Below are 15,280 nucleotides of genomic sequence, written 5' to 3'. Positions count from 1 at the left end.
CCCCTCTCCCGCGAGCGGGCGAAGGCGTTTGGGCCGGCGCCAGGGCGGGCGACTACTCCCTCCCCCCGCTCGCGGGAGAGGGTTGGGGCAAGGATCTTCGAACCTCGCCCCTTGAAAAGCTAGACGTCGCGGAAGCGCGAGACCGGCGAGCCGGCGACCGGTGACGTGCCGATGAAGACGGAACCCGTCAGCGGCCAGCGCTGCAACTGCTCCTCGGTCCGGCCGTCGCGCAGGCTGGTCAGGAACAGGGTCTTCATGTCCGGGCCGCCAAAGGCCGGCATGGTCGGCGCGGCGGCGGGAACGTCATAGCTCGCCAGCAGTTCGCCCTCCGGCGAGAAGCGGTTCAGCTTGGCGCCCGAGACGCCGGCGCTCCAGTAGCAGCCCTCGGCGTCCGTGGCGCCGCCATCCGGCCGGCCGATCGTGTCGTCGAGCACGGCGATGCGCTTGCGATCGCTGATTTCGCCGGTTGCCGGATCCAGGCTCCAGCGGTCGATCCAGGGGCCGCGCGAATCCGAATGGAACATCGTCCGCCCGTCCGGGCTGAAGGCGAGACCGTTCGACACCATCAGGCCGTCGACCTTCTTCTCGACGGTGCCGTCCGGCGCGACGCGGTAGAGCGCGCAGACCGGCTGGCGATTCGCGTCCATGCTGCCGACCCAGAAGCAGCCATCCGGCCCGACCTTGCCGTCGTTCAGGCGCGTATCGGGCATGTCGGCCTCGATTTCGGCCAGCGTCCGGCTGTCACCCGTCTCCGGATCGAAGATCACGACGCTGTCGCGCAGCGCCACGACGAACCGGCCGCTCTCGGTCAGGCCGAACGAGCCGACCACGGTCGGAAAGCGCCACACCTGCGTCTCCCCCGTGGCGAGGTCCACCGCGTGGATCGCCTTGTCGGGGATGTCGCAATAGAGCAGCCGGTTGTTGCGATCGTCATAGACGGCACTCTCGGCAAGCTGGTGCAGGGTGGGAACGAGCGGGCGAAGGCCGAGATCCGTCATGAAGAGTCTCCAGTTGATTGCAGGGGCGCACCATCGCACGCCCTTTGCTCCGCGTCGACCGCCGCCAGGTGCGGCTTCGACCGTTGCAGAGCCCCGGATTTGTCACCTGCCTGCTCAATCCCGATCACGGAATCGCGAAATGCACGGATTTCGGTCGCCAGAACGGACCCAATATGTAATAATAAATTACAAGTTGATGTCGGAGCCGTCAGATGAAGACAGATGCCGTTACCCCCGCCGATCTCGCCCGTTCCGTTCTGTCCGTGCCGCCGCTGCCGCGCGGCGCGGATGGCGCCATCCATGAGGGAGAGACAGGGCGGCTCGTCGAGTGGCTGCATTCCGGCGGCGTGACGACCTATCTCTTCGGCGGCAACGCCAACCTCTACAACATGGGCACCGCCGAACTGGCGACGCTGCTCGATGTGCTGGAACGGATCTCGCCGGCCGATGGTTGGATGATCCCGTCCTTCGGCGCGGACTACGGCAAGTCCTGCGATCAGATCGACCTGCTGCGCCAGCGCGCCTTCCCGACCGCGATGCTGCTGCCCCTCACCTTCCCGGCCACGCCCGGCGGGGTCGCGACCGGCATCCGCAAGCTGGCCGACCGCTATGGCAGGCCGGTCATCGCCTACCTAAAGAACGAGGGCTACCTGGAGCCGCGCGATCTCGCCGCGCTGCTGGCCGATGGCGCGGTGTGCGCGGTCAAATATGCCGTCGTGCGGAAGAACCCCGCCGAGGACGCCCTGCTCGCCACCCTGCTCGATGCCGTCGGCTCGGCCGAGCGGATCATCAGCGGCATCGGCGAGCGGCCGGTGATCGACCATCTGACCGGCTTCGGCCTGAACGGCTTCACGTCGGGCTCGGTCTGCATCGCGCCGCATCTCTCGACGGCGATCCGCCGGGCGCTGGCGCAAGGCGACGTCGCCAAGGCCGCCAGCCTGCGCGAGCACTTCCTTCCGCTCGAGGACCTGCGCGACCGTCATTCGCCGATCCGCGTCCTGCACGAGGCCGTGGCGCTGGCCGGCATCAGCGCGACCGGACCGATGTCGCCGTTCCTGACCAATCTGGACGATCCGACCGTGCTGGCCGACATCCGAGCCGCCGCGGCGACGCTGCGGGCCGCCAGTCTTGAGCATGGAAGCGCCACGACGGTAAGGTGATCGGCGACGGCGCCCGAGCAAAGGACGGATCATGCCCTATCATCGCGTCCTGCTGACCGGCGCCGCCGGCAATCTCGGCCGCGTGCTGCGCGAGCGTCTCGCCGGCCGCTTCCCCGTGCTGCGGCTTTCCGACGTCGCCGAGATGGCCCCGGCCGGCCCCGGCGAGGAAGTCGTCCGCTGCGACCTCGCCGACGCCGATGCCGTGACCAAGCTCTGCCGCGACGTCGACGTCATCCTGCATTTCGGCGGCCGCTCGACCGAGGCGGACTGGGACACGGTCGTTCCGGCCAACATCCTCGGCGCGGTCAATCTCTGGGAGGCAGCGCGCAAGGCCGGCGTGAAACGCATCGTCTTCGCCAGTTCCAATCACGTGATCGGCCTGCACAGCCGCAGCGAGCGCATCGATCATCGCGCCATGGCGGCGCCCGACTGTCGCTATGGCCTGTCGAAGGCGTTCGGCGAGGATCTCGCCGCGCTCTACGCCTACAAGCACGGCATCGCGGCCCTCTGCATCCGCATCGGCTCGTCCTATGCCGAGCCGGCCGACGCCCGGCAATTGTCGACCTGGATGTCGTTCGGCGATCTGGTCCGGATGATCGATGTCGGGCTCACGGCCGACTACACCTACGAGATCGTCTACGGCGTTTCCGACAATTCGCGCTCCTTCTGGGACAATGCCAATGCCGAGCGGCTCGGCTACACGCCCCGGGACAGCGCCGACCGCTTCATCGCGGCCCTCGCCGGCAAGACCTCCGACGACCCGATCGCCGAGAAAACCCAGGGCGGCAGTTTTTCGGGCGTCGAGTTCAGCGGCGATCCGGACGCCCTGCCCTAGCCTCGGCACGCCGTCGACCGCCGGCCGCGCCGCCGATCGACAATTCCCGTCCGTCTGGCGCCTCGGGGCTGCCTTTCAGTAAATCCACCGCCGGGGCCACGGGCGATACAAAGCCTGCCGCAGCGCAACGGCGCCGCTTCGCAAGTGTGAATTGCTGCGGATTTTGAACTATCTAGACTTTTTGCATTGCAGCAATCGATCTCACATTGTTGAAGCAATGCGATGTAGATTGAGGTGCGAACCTCAAAACTATGACAACTTGCATCATCTGGACGTTGCGGCAGGTCGGCGGCTTGCCTATGCTGCGCTGATCCCGGAGCGCCGCAGAACGCTCCCGGGTTTAGCTATTGGGGAGGATAGTTATGAAAAAGGTTCTGAAGACGCTGGCGCTCGGCGCGTCCGTCTCGCTGATCGCCACGCTGGCGCACGCTCAGGGCGGCGGCTCGCTCGGCAAGGCCGTCGGCGGCTATTCGTTCGAGGATGCGGCCAAGGAAGCGCCGACCACCAAGGATTTCCACTCCAAGGATGGCAAGCTCACCTTCGCCATCGTCACGCACACGGCCGGCAACGGCTTCTTCGATCCGACCTATGTCGGCGCGCAGGTTGCCGCCGACGCCTTCGGCATCAATCTGATCAAGCTCGGCTCCGAAGCGCCGGTCGACGACATTCCGCGCGAAATCGAGATCCTGAACCAGGTCATCAACGATCCGACGATCGACGGCCTGATCATGACCACGCCGCAGTCGGGCGCTTATGACGACATCGTCAACAAGGCCTTCGCCAACGGCATCCCGGTCGCGACCACCAACTCGTTCGATCCGAAGCTCGCCCACCGCTCGCAGATCAGCCACACCGGCCAGCTCTCGTCGGCGGCGGCGATCGGCGGCGAGGCGCTCGCCAAGTGCATCCTCGACTCGGGCGCCAAGGGCGGCTCGATCATCTTCCCGTCGACGACGACGCTCGGCAACGAGGAGGTCAACCGCCGCGTCACGGCTGCGTTCGAGGCCACCGTCAAGGCGCTGAACGACGCCGGCCGCCTGGCCGATTTCAAGGTCGACGCCGGCCCGGAGAACATCGGCATCGACGTGAACAAGGACGACATCGTCAACTCCGTCGTCTCGCTGATCGAGTCGCGCGGCGACGTCGTCGGCGGCTTCGCGGCGAACGGCTTCGTCACCCCGGCGCTCGGCGACGCCGTCGCCCAGCTGAAGCTCAACGGCAAGATCTGCGCCTTCGGCTTCGACCTCGGTCCGAAGCAGCAGGAACAGATCCGCACCGGCGCGCTCACCGGCTCGCTCGGCCAGCAGCCCTTCCTGCAGGGCTTCTGGCCCGTCGCCCAGCTCTATCTCCAGATCGACCGCGGCGTTTCCGCCGCCAATCTCGACACGAGCGCGCAGCTCGTGACGAAGGACACGGTCGACCTGGTCGGCAAGCGCTTCGAAAACTAGGCCGCTTTCCGCCAGCCTTCCCCGCGAAGCGCTGGCGGACGACGCTTCCGTCTCTCTGTCCGGATCGGCCTCGCGCGCCCGGACGGAGAGACGCGACGCGCCCTGGAGCCAGAGGCTCGTTTCGACGCAAAGATGCAAAGCCCATGACATCGACGACCCTTGCCCCCGCACGCAGACGCCTGCCGCTCGAACTGATCGGGGGCTGGGAAGTCGGCCTGCTGATCTTCATGGTGCTGCTCTACCTCGCGGGCGTTTTCATCAACCCGAAGTTCTTCGGTCAGACCGACGCGATCTCGGCGATCCTGCGCGACACCGCCCGCTACGGCGTGATGGCCGCCGGCATGACGTTCGTGATCATCAACAAGGACCTCGACCTCTCGGTCGGATCGACCTTCGGACTGGTCGCGACGATCTTCTCGCTCGCTTTCTCAACCTCCTACTATGACCTCGGCATCGTGCCGTCGCTCGTCGCTGCCATTCTCGTCGGCCTGGGCGTCGGGCTGATCAACGGCTTCTTCATCACCGTCCTGCGCGTTCCCTCCTTCATCACGACGCTGACCATGCTGTTCATCGGGCGCGGCTTCGTACTCGGGCTCACCGGCGGCAAGACGGTCTCCTACAGCGAGAAGGCGGCGACGGCGCCCTGGTTCTTCCAGATCGGCGAGACCAACGCCTTCGGCTTCAACAACCAGATCCTGATCTTCGTGCTGGTGACTGTCGTCGGCATGATCGTGCTCGCCAAGACGCGCTGGGGCTACGAGACCTACGCCACCGGCGGCAACGAGCTGGCGGCGACCTATGCCGGCATCCCGACCCGTCGCGTCCGCATGCGCGCCTATGTGCTCTCGGCGCTGGCGGCCACCCTCGCCGGCCTGATGAGCGTCGCGCAGGACAAAGGCATAACCTCGCAATATGGCCAGGGCGCCGAGCTGATCGTCATCGCCGCCGTCATCGTCGGCGGCGCCTCGATCCTCGGCGGTCGAGGCCGGCTCATCGGCGGCGCGCTCGGCGCGGTCCTCGTCACGCTAATCGACAAGGTGCTGCGCGAGGGCATCCCGATGACCCGCACCGTCAAGGTGGGCGACGTCGAGATGCAGGTGCAGGGGATGGCGCAGCTGCCGCCCGGCGCGGTGCCGGCCTTCCTCGGCCTGATCCTGCTGATCTCCGTGCTGATCGAGCCCTGGGTCATCCGCCGCAACGTCTTCCCGCGCCTCTGGGCGCGGCTGCGCGGGCGTCCTCTGCCACCCGTCATCGAGGTGGGCGGTGTCGCGATCGAGGGCGCGCAGACCAAGGGCTCGTCCGCCTCCGACCGCTCCATGCGGGCGCGGGGTCCGATCGGCCACTTCCTGGCCCGGCGCGACGCGGCGGCGATCATTCTCGCCGTCGTGCTCTGGTGCGTCGGGCTTTATCTCCGTCCCGACTTCTGGGGCTCGCTCGACAACACCTTCAACCTGATGCTGTCCTTCACCGAGGTGGGCCTGCTCGCGATCGGCATGACCTATGTCATCGCCAATGGCGACATCGACCTCTCGGTCGGCTCGGTGCTGGCGCTTTCCGCCGCCACCTGCGCCTTCCTGATGAAGCAGATGGGCTTCGATCCCTGGCAGGCCGTCTTCATCGCCCTGATCGCCGGCGCGGCGGCCGGCGTGGTTAACGCATTGCTAACAGTCAGCTTCGGTCTGCCGGCCTTCGTCGCGACGCTCGGCATGTTCTACATGGCGCGCGGCATCGGCGCCTGGCTGACGGCGGGCCGGCAGCTCTCCTCCTTCCCGGAGGCGTTCAACCTGATCGGCCGCAAGCTGATCGACGCGCTGGCCTATTTCGGCATCGCGCCGGCGCGGGGAACGCTGCTCTACGACATCGCGGCGGCGCTCAGCGTGCAGACGATCTTCATGGTCGTGGTCGCCGTTCTCGCCGGCATCGTCCTGGCCAAGACGCCGTTCGGCCAGATGGTCTATGCGACGGGCGGCAATCGCCGCGCCGCCGACTATGCCGGCATCAACACGGCGCGGGTGCGGGCGCTCAGCCTGGTGTTCTCGGCGCTCTGCGCGGCGTTTGCCGGCGTCATCTACGTCGCCTTCCTGCGCTCGTTCAATCCGTCGGCCGGCCAGCTCCGCGAGCTCGACGCGATCGCCGCCGTCATCATCGGTGGCGGCTCGATCTTTGGCGGCTACGGCACGGTGCTCGGCGCCCTCGCCGGTGCCGCCGTGATCGCGCTCATCCGGTCGCTGCTGTCGCTGCAGTTGATCCTCGGCAACGGCCAATCCTTCGTGATGCCGCAGCACTGGGTCAACGTCTTCATCGGCCTGATCCTCGTCGTCGCCGTCGTCGGCGACATCTGGTTCCGCCAGGGCGACCTGGCCGGTGCCATCCGTCGCCGCCTTTCCCGCAAATCCGGGCCCGCGCCCGAAACAGCGCACGTCTGAGAACGCCCATGTCAGAAAACAAGACCGCCAAGCCGATCGTCGAGATGCGTCACATCTCCAAGGCCTTCGGCCCCGTCCAGGCCCTGAAGGACATCAACCTGACCCTCGGCGAGGGCGAGATCCTCGGCCTCGTCGGCGACAATTCGGCCGGCAAGTCAACGCTGATGAAGGTGATGACGGGCGCCTACCAGCGCGATACCGGCGACGTTCTGGTGTCGGGCAAGCCGACCCACTTCAAGAACCCGCATGAAAGCCGCGAAGAGGGGATCGAAATGATCTACCAGGACTTCGCTCTGTGCGGGAACATGGACATCGCCCAGAATATCTTCCTCGGTCGCTGGCCGAAGAAAGGCCTCTTCGTCGATCGCAACCGCATGTATGCCGAAGCCGACGAGGTGCTGAAGCGGCTCAAGGTCGACGTCAATTCCGTGTTCCAGAAGGTAGAGAGCCTTTCCGGCGGCCGCCAGCAGTCGGTCGCCATCGCCCGCGCCATCTCCTTCAACCCGCGCGTCGTCGTCCTCGACGAGCCGACCGCCAATCTTTCCGTCATGGCGACGGAACGGCTGCTCGAGACCATGGCCGAGTTGAAGCGCCAGGGCGTGGCGCAGATCATCATCTCGCACCGCCTGACCGACATTTTCGAGGTCGGCGACCGCATCATGGTGATGAAGCGCGGCCAGAATGTCGGCGACCGCTACATCCAGCACACGACCGAACAGGAAGTGCTGGAACTGATCGTCTCCGGCACGCCCGAGACGGCCCTGACCGCCGACCAGGCGCTGGCAGGCCGCGCCGCCTGAGTCGGCTTGCGCGAGCCGTGATCCGGCTCGCGAGGTATGGCGCGGCACGATGAGGCGCCGCGCTCCGCGCGCGCAATACGCATCGACATGTCCGTCGCGGTGGATGAGGCCGAGTTCGCGCGCCTGCGGCACCTGCCCACAAATTTGCCGCCTCAGGTCGGAATTTGTGCAGGTTTCTGTTCGGATACTGTCGAATCCGCGCAACACGAAACGCGAATTCGTCCTCAGCGTGTGCTGGAAGCAGGGTATTCCACCCTCCTCCCAATCTTGCAAATCATCCGGTCGGGGAGCATTTCTTGCGCGTAAACCGCGCCTGAAGATGAAAGCCTGCCCCCCACATGACCCATCAAGGCTCCTCCCATCACGCCGCACCGGCTTCGGCGGCCGTTCCGGTCTATGACGACGACTTCGAACTGCAGTTCTCGCCGAACATGCTCGCCAAGCTCGAAACGCGCCGCTCCGTGCCGATGCGCGCCTTCGACCCGATGCCGATCCCGGCCGATCATCTCGACCGTATCCTGAAGATTGCCGCCCGCTCGCCCGACCATGGACGCCTGGCGCCCTGGCGCTTTATCGTGATCGCCGGCGAGGCCCGGCAGGCCTCAGGCCGGCGCTTCGACGCACTCTACGCCGCCCGCAATCCGGGCCTCGACCTCTCGAAGCGCGATATGTGGACGCTCTACATGATGCGCGCGCCTGTTACCGTCGTCGTCGTCAGCCGCCCGGATCCGACGTCTCGCATCCCGGAATGGGACCAGATCCTCGGCTCCGGCGCCGTCGGCATGAACCTGATCTCGGCAGCCTCGGCGCATGGCTACGCGACCCAGTGGCTCTTGAAGTGGCCGGGCCGCGACCCCGAAGCCGCCGCAATTCTGGGCGTCCAGGCAGGCGAGCGTGTCGCCGGCTTCATCCATCTTGGCCGCCAGACCGAGCGTCCCGCCGATCGGGCTCGCCCGGACATGGACGCGATCGTCACGCACTGGACCGGCTGACAGCGCTCGCCTCGATCGACCGCACCTGCTGTGCCAGCCGCATTTCCCTCCGGAACGTATAGACGCCGGTCGCCACGACGATGAGCGTGCCGACCAGCGTCAGCACGTTCGGCACGTCTCCCCAGACCAGGAAGCCGAGCACGACCGCGAACAGAATGCCGGTGTAGCGGAAGGGCGCCACGACGGCCATGGCGCCAAAGCGCATCGCCATGATTGACGTCCCGTAGCCGCAGAGCAGTAGCGTCGACGCGGCTCCGAGGATCGCCCACTGCTTCAGCGACGGAACCGGCCAGTTCTCCACCAAGGAAAGGGTTGCCCCCGTCGCCGTCATCGCGGCGGCCGTGACCGCAACCACCAGCAGCGTCGGCACGCCGGACGGCATCTCGCGCGTGACGAGATCGCGCATGGTGATGAACCCCATCGAGGCGAACGCAGCCAGCGAGAACATGTCGAAGCCCGATACGCTCGGCCGCATGATCAGCAGCACGCCCAAGAAACCGACCGCGATCGCCGTCCACCGGCGCCAGCCTACCGGCTCCGCCAGGAAGATGGCGGCCGCGGCCGTCGTCATCAACGGCACGATCTGGCCAATCGCAGAGACATTGGCGATCGGCATGTTGAAGAGCGCGTAGAGGTAAAGCACGGTTGCGCCGATCTCACCGACCGTCCGCCAGGCGACCATGCGGTTGCACACGGCGCGCCACTGACGGTGCATGCCAGTCGCGAACACGACGGCGGAGATCAGCAGGAAGGAAATCGCGCCCCTTATGACGAGGATCTGGCCGGTCGGCAGGCCCTCGCTGACCAGCTTGATCAGGGTGTCGTTGATGATGAAGACCAGGTTCGAGAGCACCATCATGATGATGCCGCGAGAATTATCGGCCAGGGCGGGCATGGGACTTCAGGCAATGCGCGGCAACGCGGCGCCGCAGATGATCCGGGTCCGGGCGGCTCGGCCCTGACTGGACGAGATTGACCAATAAACCGGCACGAAGCAACCGAAGTGACGCCGTTTGCGTCACGAAATACATGAAAGGGAAGAAAAACGGGCGCGCTCGCCAGCTACGCGGAGTGTGCAGCGCAGCATAGACGGGGCCGTTTCGAGAACTAGCCGCCGGTCATGCTCATGTGACGGGCTACGGCCGGTCGGCGATGGTCGCGATCGATAACGAAGTCGTGCCCCTTGGGCTTGCGCCCGATCGCCTCGTCGATGGCGGCGGAAAGCAGGGCGTCGCTTTCGGAGGCACGCAGCGGCGCACGCAAATCGGTGGCGTCCTCCTGGCCGAGGCACATGAACAGCGTGCCCGTGCAGGTGACCCGCACGCGGTTGCAGCTTTCGCAGAAATTATGAGTCAGCGGCGTGATGAAGCCGAGCCGCCCGCCCGTCTCCGCCACCTCGACATAGCGCGCCGGACCGCCCGTCTTGTAGGGGATGTCTTTCAGCGTCCAGTGCTGTTCGAGCCGCGACCGCACGGTCGAAAGCGGGAGGTATTGCTCGGTTCGGTCGAGCTCGATCTCGCCGAGCGGCATGGTCTCGATCAGCGTCAGGTCCATGCCGCGCCCATGCGCGAAGCGGATCAGGTCGTCGATCTCGTGCTCGTTGACGCCCTTGAGCGCGACGGCGTTGAGCTTGACCTTGAGGCCGGCCGCCTGGGCGGCATCCAGTCCCGCCATCACCTTGTCGAGGTCGCCCCAGCGGGTGATCTGGCGGAAGCGGGCCGGATCGAGCGTGTCGATCGAAACATTGATGCGGCGCACGCCGGCATCGGCCAGTTCCCCAGCGAAACGCGAAAGCTGCGAGCCATTGGTGGTGAGGGTCAGTTCGTCCAGATGGCCGCTGTCGAGGTGGCGACCGAGGGAACGAACCAGCGACATGATATTGCGGCGGACCAGCGGCTCACCGCCCGTCAGCCGCAGCCGGCGCACGCCCTTGGCGATGAAGGCGCTGCAAAGCCGGTCCAGTTCCTCGAGCGACAGCACGTCCCGCTTCGGCAGGAAAGTCATGTCCTCGGCCATGCAATAGACGCAGCGGAAATCGCACCGATCCGTCACCGAGACGCGGAGATAGGTAATGGAGCGACCGAAGGGATCGACCATCGGCGTCGTTTCGGCCACCAGAGGCACGATCTGGTTCATGCACATTCCTCGACCCGCCCGTCTTGTCGTCTGGGCGGCGATCTCTGCTATGTAGACGAGATGTCGCGTCGTTTCAAAGGTGCGCGGCTGAAAGCGGGCGTCGCGGCGCGGCGACCCGAGCCATTTTCGCGGCCTGCCGGCCGCCGGGGTCCATCATGAATACCGCATCCACGCCTTGGCCGACCGAAATCCGCCTGTCGCCCGACAAGCGCACGCTGACCGTGACCTTCGAGGACGGCGCGCGCTACGCGCTGGCGGCGGAGTATCTCCGCGTCACCAGCCCCTCGGCCGAGGTGCAGGGCCACAGCAAGGCGCAGAAGCAGACCGTGCCCGGCAAGATCGACGTCGCGATCGGCTCGATAACGCCGGTCGGCAACTACGCCGTCCGCCTCAATTTCGACGATGGCCACGACACCGGCCTCTTCACCTGGACCTATCTCGCCGAGCTCGGCCGCGACCACGACAGGCTCTGGGCGGCCTATCTGGCCGAGTTGCAGGACAAGGGCCTTTCGCGCAACCGCCGCTGAGGTTGCAACGACGCCGTCCCTCCCCCATCGCCATTGAACTTTTGCCACTACTTCCGCGTTGTATTCGCGGAAGCGCAGCTGGCGACAAGGCTGCCGGGAGGAGACAGATGACCGACGCCAAGGTCCTGATCGAAATCGATGCCCGGATCGCAGCGATCCGGGAAACGATGCAGCGTTTGACGGAGCAGGCTTCCTCCGCCTCGGGCGCGGCCAGCGAGACCCGTCTGGCGGACCGGATGGCGGATCTGGAGCAGCAGCTCGAAACCCTGCAGAACGAACGCGCCGCGCTGTCGTGACTCTTTCGGGCGCCCTCCGTGACGGACGAAAGCGAATGAACAATGGGACGCGGGAGCCTTTCACCCGCACGCGGACAATCGGCGCTTCGACCGGGTAGGAGCCCAGATTTCGACATTGGAAGGTCGGAAAACCGGCGCTCCGGACCGGTCGTACTCGCGAACTGCGGCCGACCCAGTTGACCGTCGGATGCTGGAAGTTCGCGAGAAGCAGCCGCAATGGCACGAGGCCGGCGATCTAAGGCCGGAGTTCCCCTGGGGCAGCGCGAGCAAGTGAGGCATGTGCTGACCAGGCCGGTCGCCGATCTGCACCACCTCGACACCAGCACGTTCTGGTTCGTGATGGCCCACCAGAACGGGATGCATCGCTACCACGCCGATGGTGAGTTCCACACCTACAAGGACACCCCGAAATCGATCGGCCAGATGCAGGACACCCCTTTCAATCGCTTGCAGGGGCGCTGCGTCGCGTTGGCGGCTATGCCAAGGACATGTCGCTCTGCAGCGAATTCCTTTTGGCGGATTCCCTCCGGCGAACCATCGAGAGGTCCCGCGTCACCGACAATTTCGCCGGCCAAGACCAGGAGCGCCAGCCACATGCCCGGCTGATGCGGCCGTTCCCTGCCGGATTCGGGCGGCGGATATCCCGCCATCGGCAGCCCCGGCCGCACGGCACGGCAGCCCGCCAGACTTCGCCTCCGGCTTCCTATCCGCAACCGGCGCCTGAACAGGCGGAGCGCGAACAGAGCGCGACGGCACCCGCTCCATTCGGGTGCACCCAGATCCCTGGATCCCGCTTTGTTCCCCACCGAGCCTTGAGAAGCCGCAAGATCGTCCCGTGTGGAAAAGGTCAGCCCCCGCACGAAACCGCTTGTATCCCGCGATTTGTGCCGGTAACACCAGCGGCGGAGAGGTGGCCGAGTGGCCGAAGGCGCTCCCCTGCTAAGGGAGTAGACGGCTTAAAACCGTCTCGAGGGTTCGAATCCCTTCCTCTCCGCCATTCCCTTTATCTATCGATTTGATACAGCTGTTGCTTCGTTGGCTAGAGGCGGAACATCCCGCTTCGGTCCCCGTCTCCACGACCGGCGTCGCCAGGTGCAGGATCATCCCGTTGTAGCCAGGATCCAACCGCCGCGGCTCGGGCCCGTGCCATATCGGCTCGGGAATCGGCCTTCGTGAAGGTCGAGGGCGAACCTAGAAGGCGGAACTCGGCATCTGAGCCCGCGCGTGACTGGCTCGTCCGGCAGACGAAAGCAAAGGAGCAAGCTGCGCGCGATGGCGCCGTCTTCGCCCCGCCACTTTCCTCGCGTGACCTGACGAATGTTGCCACCCGCCCCTGGAGCGGGCCACCAGGGCGTCACCTTCGCCCTCTCCTCTCCTTCCGCCGTCATCCGGGCGCGACAATCGCCGGCTAGGATCGGGCGATTTGGCGTTCCGCCGGGATCCGGAGTCTCCAGCCCCGGCGTGCCGGAAAGGCGCTCTCCCGGCGTCGAAAGGGTGGAGGCCATCGGCTGCGCGGGACGCTGCGACGATGGGACCACCCCGGCGTCTCCCATGGCGGAGTCAAAAATGCCAAACTGGCTGCGTTGGCACGGGCGATTGCATCCGCCACACTGACAACGGCTTCCGCCTCCGGCTGTGTCGCCTGCTATCGGGGTCGCGTGTCCCACGCGCTAAGCTATTGGAGTTTATGACTTGCCTGATGCGCGCCTTCCTGTGGAGCCCCCGACGCCGACGCGTGAACCCCGGCTGCTGGGCACTGCAGGATCGTCGAGATCGGGGCTGATCGCCCCGCTTTCCGCCGCGCGCTGGCTTCTGATCCTGATCGCGATCGCCGGAATCTATTTCTTTCACAGTTTTGTCGTGCCGGTCCTCGCGGCGCTGGTGATCGCCTTCGCCGGCTGGCCGATCTATCGCCGCATCGTCGATTTCACCGGCGGCAACCGGACGGCGGCGGCATCCCTGGCGCTCGCGCTTTTCACACTGTTCCTGATCGTGCCGATCGCCATCGCCGGCTGGTATGCCATCGACGAAGTGCGCGGTCTCTCTGCCTGGGCGATCCAGACCAACCGCTTCGGCGCCGACGTTCCGGCCTGGATGGCCAATATCCCCGGCATCGGCGAATGGCTGTCGATCCGCTGGGCCGAATATGTCGGACGCCCCGGCGCGATCGGCGAAATGATCTATGCGATCAGCGGCGCCAATATCGGCAACATTTACCGAGCCGTGCTCGCCGCCGGCGGTGGCCTTTTCGGCCTGCTGCTAACCCTGATCTTCATGCTGATCACGCTGTTCTTCGTCTTCCGCGACGGCGAGTTGTTCGTCGCCAAGATCGACCTGATCGGCGAGCGCATCATCCCGATGCGCTGGGAGCGGATCTCGCGCGTAGTTCCGGCGACGATCAGCGCCACGGTCACCGGCATGACGCTGATCGCCATCGGCGAGGGCATCGTGCTCGGCTTCGCCTACTGGATCGCCGGCGCGCCCTCCCCGATCACGCTCGGCGTCATCACCGGCATGATGGCGCTCATCCCCGGCGGCGCGCCGCTGGCGATGTCGCTGGTTTCGGTCTACCTCGCGGCCAGCGGCTCGATCGTCGCCGGTCTTGCGCTGTTCGTCTGGGGAACTGTGGAGCTCTTCATCGTCGACAAGACGCTCCGCCCCAAGCTCGTCGGCGGACCGATCAAGCTGCCCTTCCTGCCCACCATTTTCGGCCTCGTCGGCGGCGTGAAGACGCTGGGCTTCCTCGGCCTCTTCATCGGCCCGGTGCTGATGGCGCTTCTCGTCGCGATCTGGCGCGAGTGGATCCGCGACATCGAGGCTACCGACCCGCCGCTCACGGGAATCAAGCCCAAGCCTGGCGAGCTGCCCGAAGAGATCCGCTCCGAAATCGCGCAGCTCTAGGCCGAGAGGCTGCCTACCCAGCGCAACCCGCCTGTCGAGACCAGGCATCGCCACACCCGGAAAGACACGCTCGATGAACCCGACCCTGCCGCGCCGCGACGAGCCGTTCCGCCGCAACGAGACCGCGCTTCTCCTCGTCGACATGCAGCGCATCTGGCTGGAGCCGGGCCTCGATCCCGACCATGCGGACTGGGGACCCGACCACTATTTCTACCGCCAGACCCGCGAGACAGTGATCCCGAACCAGCAGCGCCTGCTGGCGACGGCGCGAGCGGCCGGTGTCGAGGTGCTGCACACCATCATCCAGAGCCTGACCGAAGACGGTCGCGACCGCTCGCTCGACCACAAGCTGACGCCGATCCACATTCCGCCGAGCCTTGCCGCCGGACGCCCCTCGCCCGCCGTCGCGCCCGTCGGCGACGAGATCCTGCTGCCGAAGACCTCCTCCGGTGTCTTCAACTCGACCAACCTCGACTATCTGCTGCGCAATCTGGGCATTCGCCATCTGGTGGTGGCCGGCATCCTGACCGACCAGTGCGTCGACATGACGGTGCGCGACGGCGCGGATCGCGGCTTTCTGGTAACCTGCGTCGCCGACGCCTGCGCCGCGCCGACGCCCGAGCGGCATGCCAATGCCCTGAAAGCGTTTGGCGGCTATTGCTGGGTCTCGGACACAGCCATCGTCGCCGCTCGTTTCGAGGCCATGGCCCGCGACGCCTGAGCGACGGCTCGCGGGCTCGCCGCAGTACAAAGGCGCGGGC

The 15,280-nt window shown here is 66.2% G+C and carries 14 protein-coding genes and 1 tRNA gene; 12 read left to right on the top strand and 3 right to left on the bottom strand.

Going from position 1 to position 15,280, the window contains the following annotated elements; all coding sequences use genetic code 11:
• Window positions 1–119: 119 nt before the first annotated feature.
• Window positions 120–998: an SMP-30/gluconolactonase/LRE family protein gene (locus WFK98_RS06865; RefSeq protein WP_336799739.1), complete on the bottom strand. Its 879-nt coding sequence runs from the start codon at window positions 996–998 to the stop codon at window positions 120–122.
• Window positions 999–1,210: 212 nt separating this feature from the next.
• On the opposite strand from WFK98_RS06865, the gene WFK98_RS06860 reads away from it, so the two are divergent.
• The 6 genes from WFK98_RS06860 (at window position 1,211) to WFK98_RS06835 (ending at window position 8,659) form a co-directional block, all read left to right on the top strand.
• Window positions 1,211–2,158, top strand: coding sequence for a dihydrodipicolinate synthase family protein (locus WFK98_RS06860; RefSeq protein WP_266340039.1), 948 nt, complete (start codon window positions 1,211–1,213; stop codon window positions 2,156–2,158).
• Between the two features lie 31 nt (window positions 2,159–2,189).
• Window positions 2,190–2,993: an NAD-dependent epimerase/dehydratase family protein gene (locus tag WFK98_RS06855; protein ID WP_336799738.1), complete on the top strand. Its 804-nt coding sequence runs from the start codon at window positions 2,190–2,192 to the stop codon at window positions 2,991–2,993.
• A gap of 362 nt (window positions 2,994–3,355) precedes the next feature.
• On the top strand, window positions 3,356–4,441 hold the full coding sequence (locus tag WFK98_RS06850) for a substrate-binding domain-containing protein (RefSeq protein WP_336799737.1): 1,086 nt from the start codon (window positions 3,356–3,358) through the stop codon (window positions 4,439–4,441).
• A gap of 143 nt (window positions 4,442–4,584) precedes the next feature.
• Window positions 4,585–6,867, top strand: coding sequence for an ABC transporter permease (locus WFK98_RS06845; protein ID WP_336799736.1), 2,283 nt, complete (start codon window positions 4,585–4,587; stop codon window positions 6,865–6,867).
• Window positions 6,868–6,875: 8 nt separating this feature from the next.
• Window positions 6,876–7,667, top strand: a complete 792-nt coding sequence (locus WFK98_RS06840; RefSeq protein WP_266340035.1) for an ATP-binding cassette domain-containing protein — start codon at window positions 6,876–6,878, stop codon at window positions 7,665–7,667.
• 338 nt (window positions 7,668–8,005) lie between these two features.
• Window positions 8,006–8,659, top strand: coding sequence for a nitroreductase family protein (locus WFK98_RS06835; protein ID WP_266340034.1), 654 nt, complete (start codon window positions 8,006–8,008; stop codon window positions 8,657–8,659).
• On the opposite strand, the gene WFK98_RS06830 is transcribed toward WFK98_RS06835, so the two are convergent.
• Together WFK98_RS06830 and moaA are read right to left on the bottom strand one after the other, a co-directional pair.
• Window positions 8,640–9,554, bottom strand: a complete 915-nt coding sequence (locus tag WFK98_RS06830) for a DMT family transporter (RefSeq protein WP_336799735.1) — start codon at window positions 9,552–9,554, stop codon at window positions 8,640–8,642. The genes WFK98_RS06835 and WFK98_RS06830 overlap by 20 nt on opposite strands.
• 212 nt (window positions 9,555–9,766) lie before the next feature.
• Window positions 9,767–10,795, bottom strand: coding sequence for a GTP 3',8-cyclase MoaA (gene moaA / locus WFK98_RS06825; protein WP_336799734.1), 1,029 nt, complete (start codon window positions 10,793–10,795; stop codon window positions 9,767–9,769).
• Window positions 10,796–10,950: 155 nt separating this feature from the next.
• Here moaA and WFK98_RS06820 point away from each other — a divergent pair, with 155 nt between their 5' ends.
• From WFK98_RS06820 to WFK98_RS06800, 6 genes are all read left to right on the top strand, one after another.
• Window positions 10,951–11,322, top strand: a complete 372-nt coding sequence (locus WFK98_RS06820; RefSeq protein WP_336799733.1) for a DUF971 domain-containing protein — start codon at window positions 10,951–10,953, stop codon at window positions 11,320–11,322.
• A gap of 107 nt (window positions 11,323–11,429) precedes the next feature.
• Complete coding sequence (locus WFK98_RS06815) at window positions 11,430–11,618, top strand: hypothetical protein (RefSeq protein WP_336799732.1); 189 nt, start codon at window positions 11,430–11,432, stop codon at window positions 11,616–11,618.
• Between the two features lie 216 nt (window positions 11,619–11,834).
• Window positions 11,835–12,224: a ParB-like protein gene (locus tag WFK98_RS27340; RefSeq protein WP_442907378.1), complete on the top strand. Its 390-nt coding sequence runs from the start codon at window positions 11,835–11,837 to the stop codon at window positions 12,222–12,224.
• Window positions 12,225–12,522: 298 nt separating this feature from the next.
• Window positions 12,523–12,615 (top strand) — tRNA-Ser (locus tag WFK98_RS06810).
• 695 nt (window positions 12,616–13,310) lie between these two features.
• Window positions 13,311–14,519 carry an AI-2E family transporter gene (locus WFK98_RS06805; RefSeq protein ID WP_336799731.1) on the top strand — a complete coding sequence of 403 codons (1,209 nt, stop codon included), beginning with the start codon at window positions 13,311–13,313 and terminating at the stop codon, window positions 14,517–14,519.
• 73 nt (window positions 14,520–14,592) lie between these two features.
• Window positions 14,593–15,240: a cysteine hydrolase family protein gene (locus WFK98_RS06800; protein WP_336799730.1), complete on the top strand. Its 648-nt coding sequence runs from the start codon at window positions 14,593–14,595 to the stop codon at window positions 15,238–15,240.
• Window positions 15,241–15,280: the final 40 nt, after the last annotated feature.

Origin of the sequence: Kaistia sp. MMO-174, assembly GCF_037147815.1 — a bacterium.
Taxonomy (GTDB): domain Bacteria; phylum Pseudomonadota; class Alphaproteobacteria; order Rhizobiales; family Kaistiaceae; genus Kaistia; species Kaistia nematophila.
Note: the sequence above shows the minus strand (reverse complement) of the source record. Positions and strands in the feature narration are given on the sequence as shown.

What these genes read in the sequence shown, in the direction of transcription:
- moaA (WP_336799734.1), bottom strand. Translation starts at nt 10,795, where the DNA reads ATGAACCAGATCGTGCCTCTGGTGGCCGAAACGACGCCGATGGTCGAT.
- WFK98_RS06820 (WP_336799733.1), top strand. Translation starts at nt 10,951, where the DNA reads ATGAATACCGCATCCACGCCTTGGCCGACCGAAATCCGCCTGTCGCCC.
- WFK98_RS06850 (WP_336799737.1), top strand. Translation starts at nt 3,356, where the DNA reads ATGAAAAAGGTTCTGAAGACGCTGGCGCTCGGCGCGTCCGTCTCGCTG.
- WFK98_RS06800 (WP_336799730.1), top strand. Translation starts at nt 14,593, where the DNA reads ATGAACCCGACCCTGCCGCGCCGCGACGAGCCGTTCCGCCGCAACGAG.
- WFK98_RS06860 (WP_266340039.1), top strand. Translation starts at nt 1,211, where the DNA reads ATGAAGACAGATGCCGTTACCCCCGCCGATCTCGCCCGTTCCGTTCTG.
- WFK98_RS06815 (WP_336799732.1), top strand. Translation starts at nt 11,430, where the DNA reads ATGACCGACGCCAAGGTCCTGATCGAAATCGATGCCCGGATCGCAGCG.
- WFK98_RS06855 (WP_336799738.1), top strand. Translation starts at nt 2,190, where the DNA reads ATGCCCTATCATCGCGTCCTGCTGACCGGCGCCGCCGGCAATCTCGGC.
- WFK98_RS06845 (WP_336799736.1), top strand. Translation starts at nt 4,585, where the DNA reads ATGACATCGACGACCCTTGCCCCCGCACGCAGACGCCTGCCGCTCGAA.
- WFK98_RS06830 (WP_336799735.1), bottom strand. Translation starts at nt 9,554, where the DNA reads ATGCCCGCCCTGGCCGATAATTCTCGCGGCATCATCATGATGGTGCTC.
- WFK98_RS06865 (WP_336799739.1), bottom strand. Translation starts at nt 998, where the DNA reads ATGACGGATCTCGGCCTTCGCCCGCTCGTTCCCACCCTGCACCAGCTT.
- WFK98_RS06835 (WP_266340034.1), top strand. Translation starts at nt 8,006, where the DNA reads ATGACCCATCAAGGCTCCTCCCATCACGCCGCACCGGCTTCGGCGGCC.
- WFK98_RS06840 (WP_266340035.1), top strand. Translation starts at nt 6,876, where the DNA reads ATGTCAGAAAACAAGACCGCCAAGCCGATCGTCGAGATGCGTCACATC.
- WFK98_RS27340 (WP_442907378.1), top strand. Translation starts at nt 11,835, where the DNA reads ATGGCACGAGGCCGGCGATCTAAGGCCGGAGTTCCCCTGGGGCAGCGC.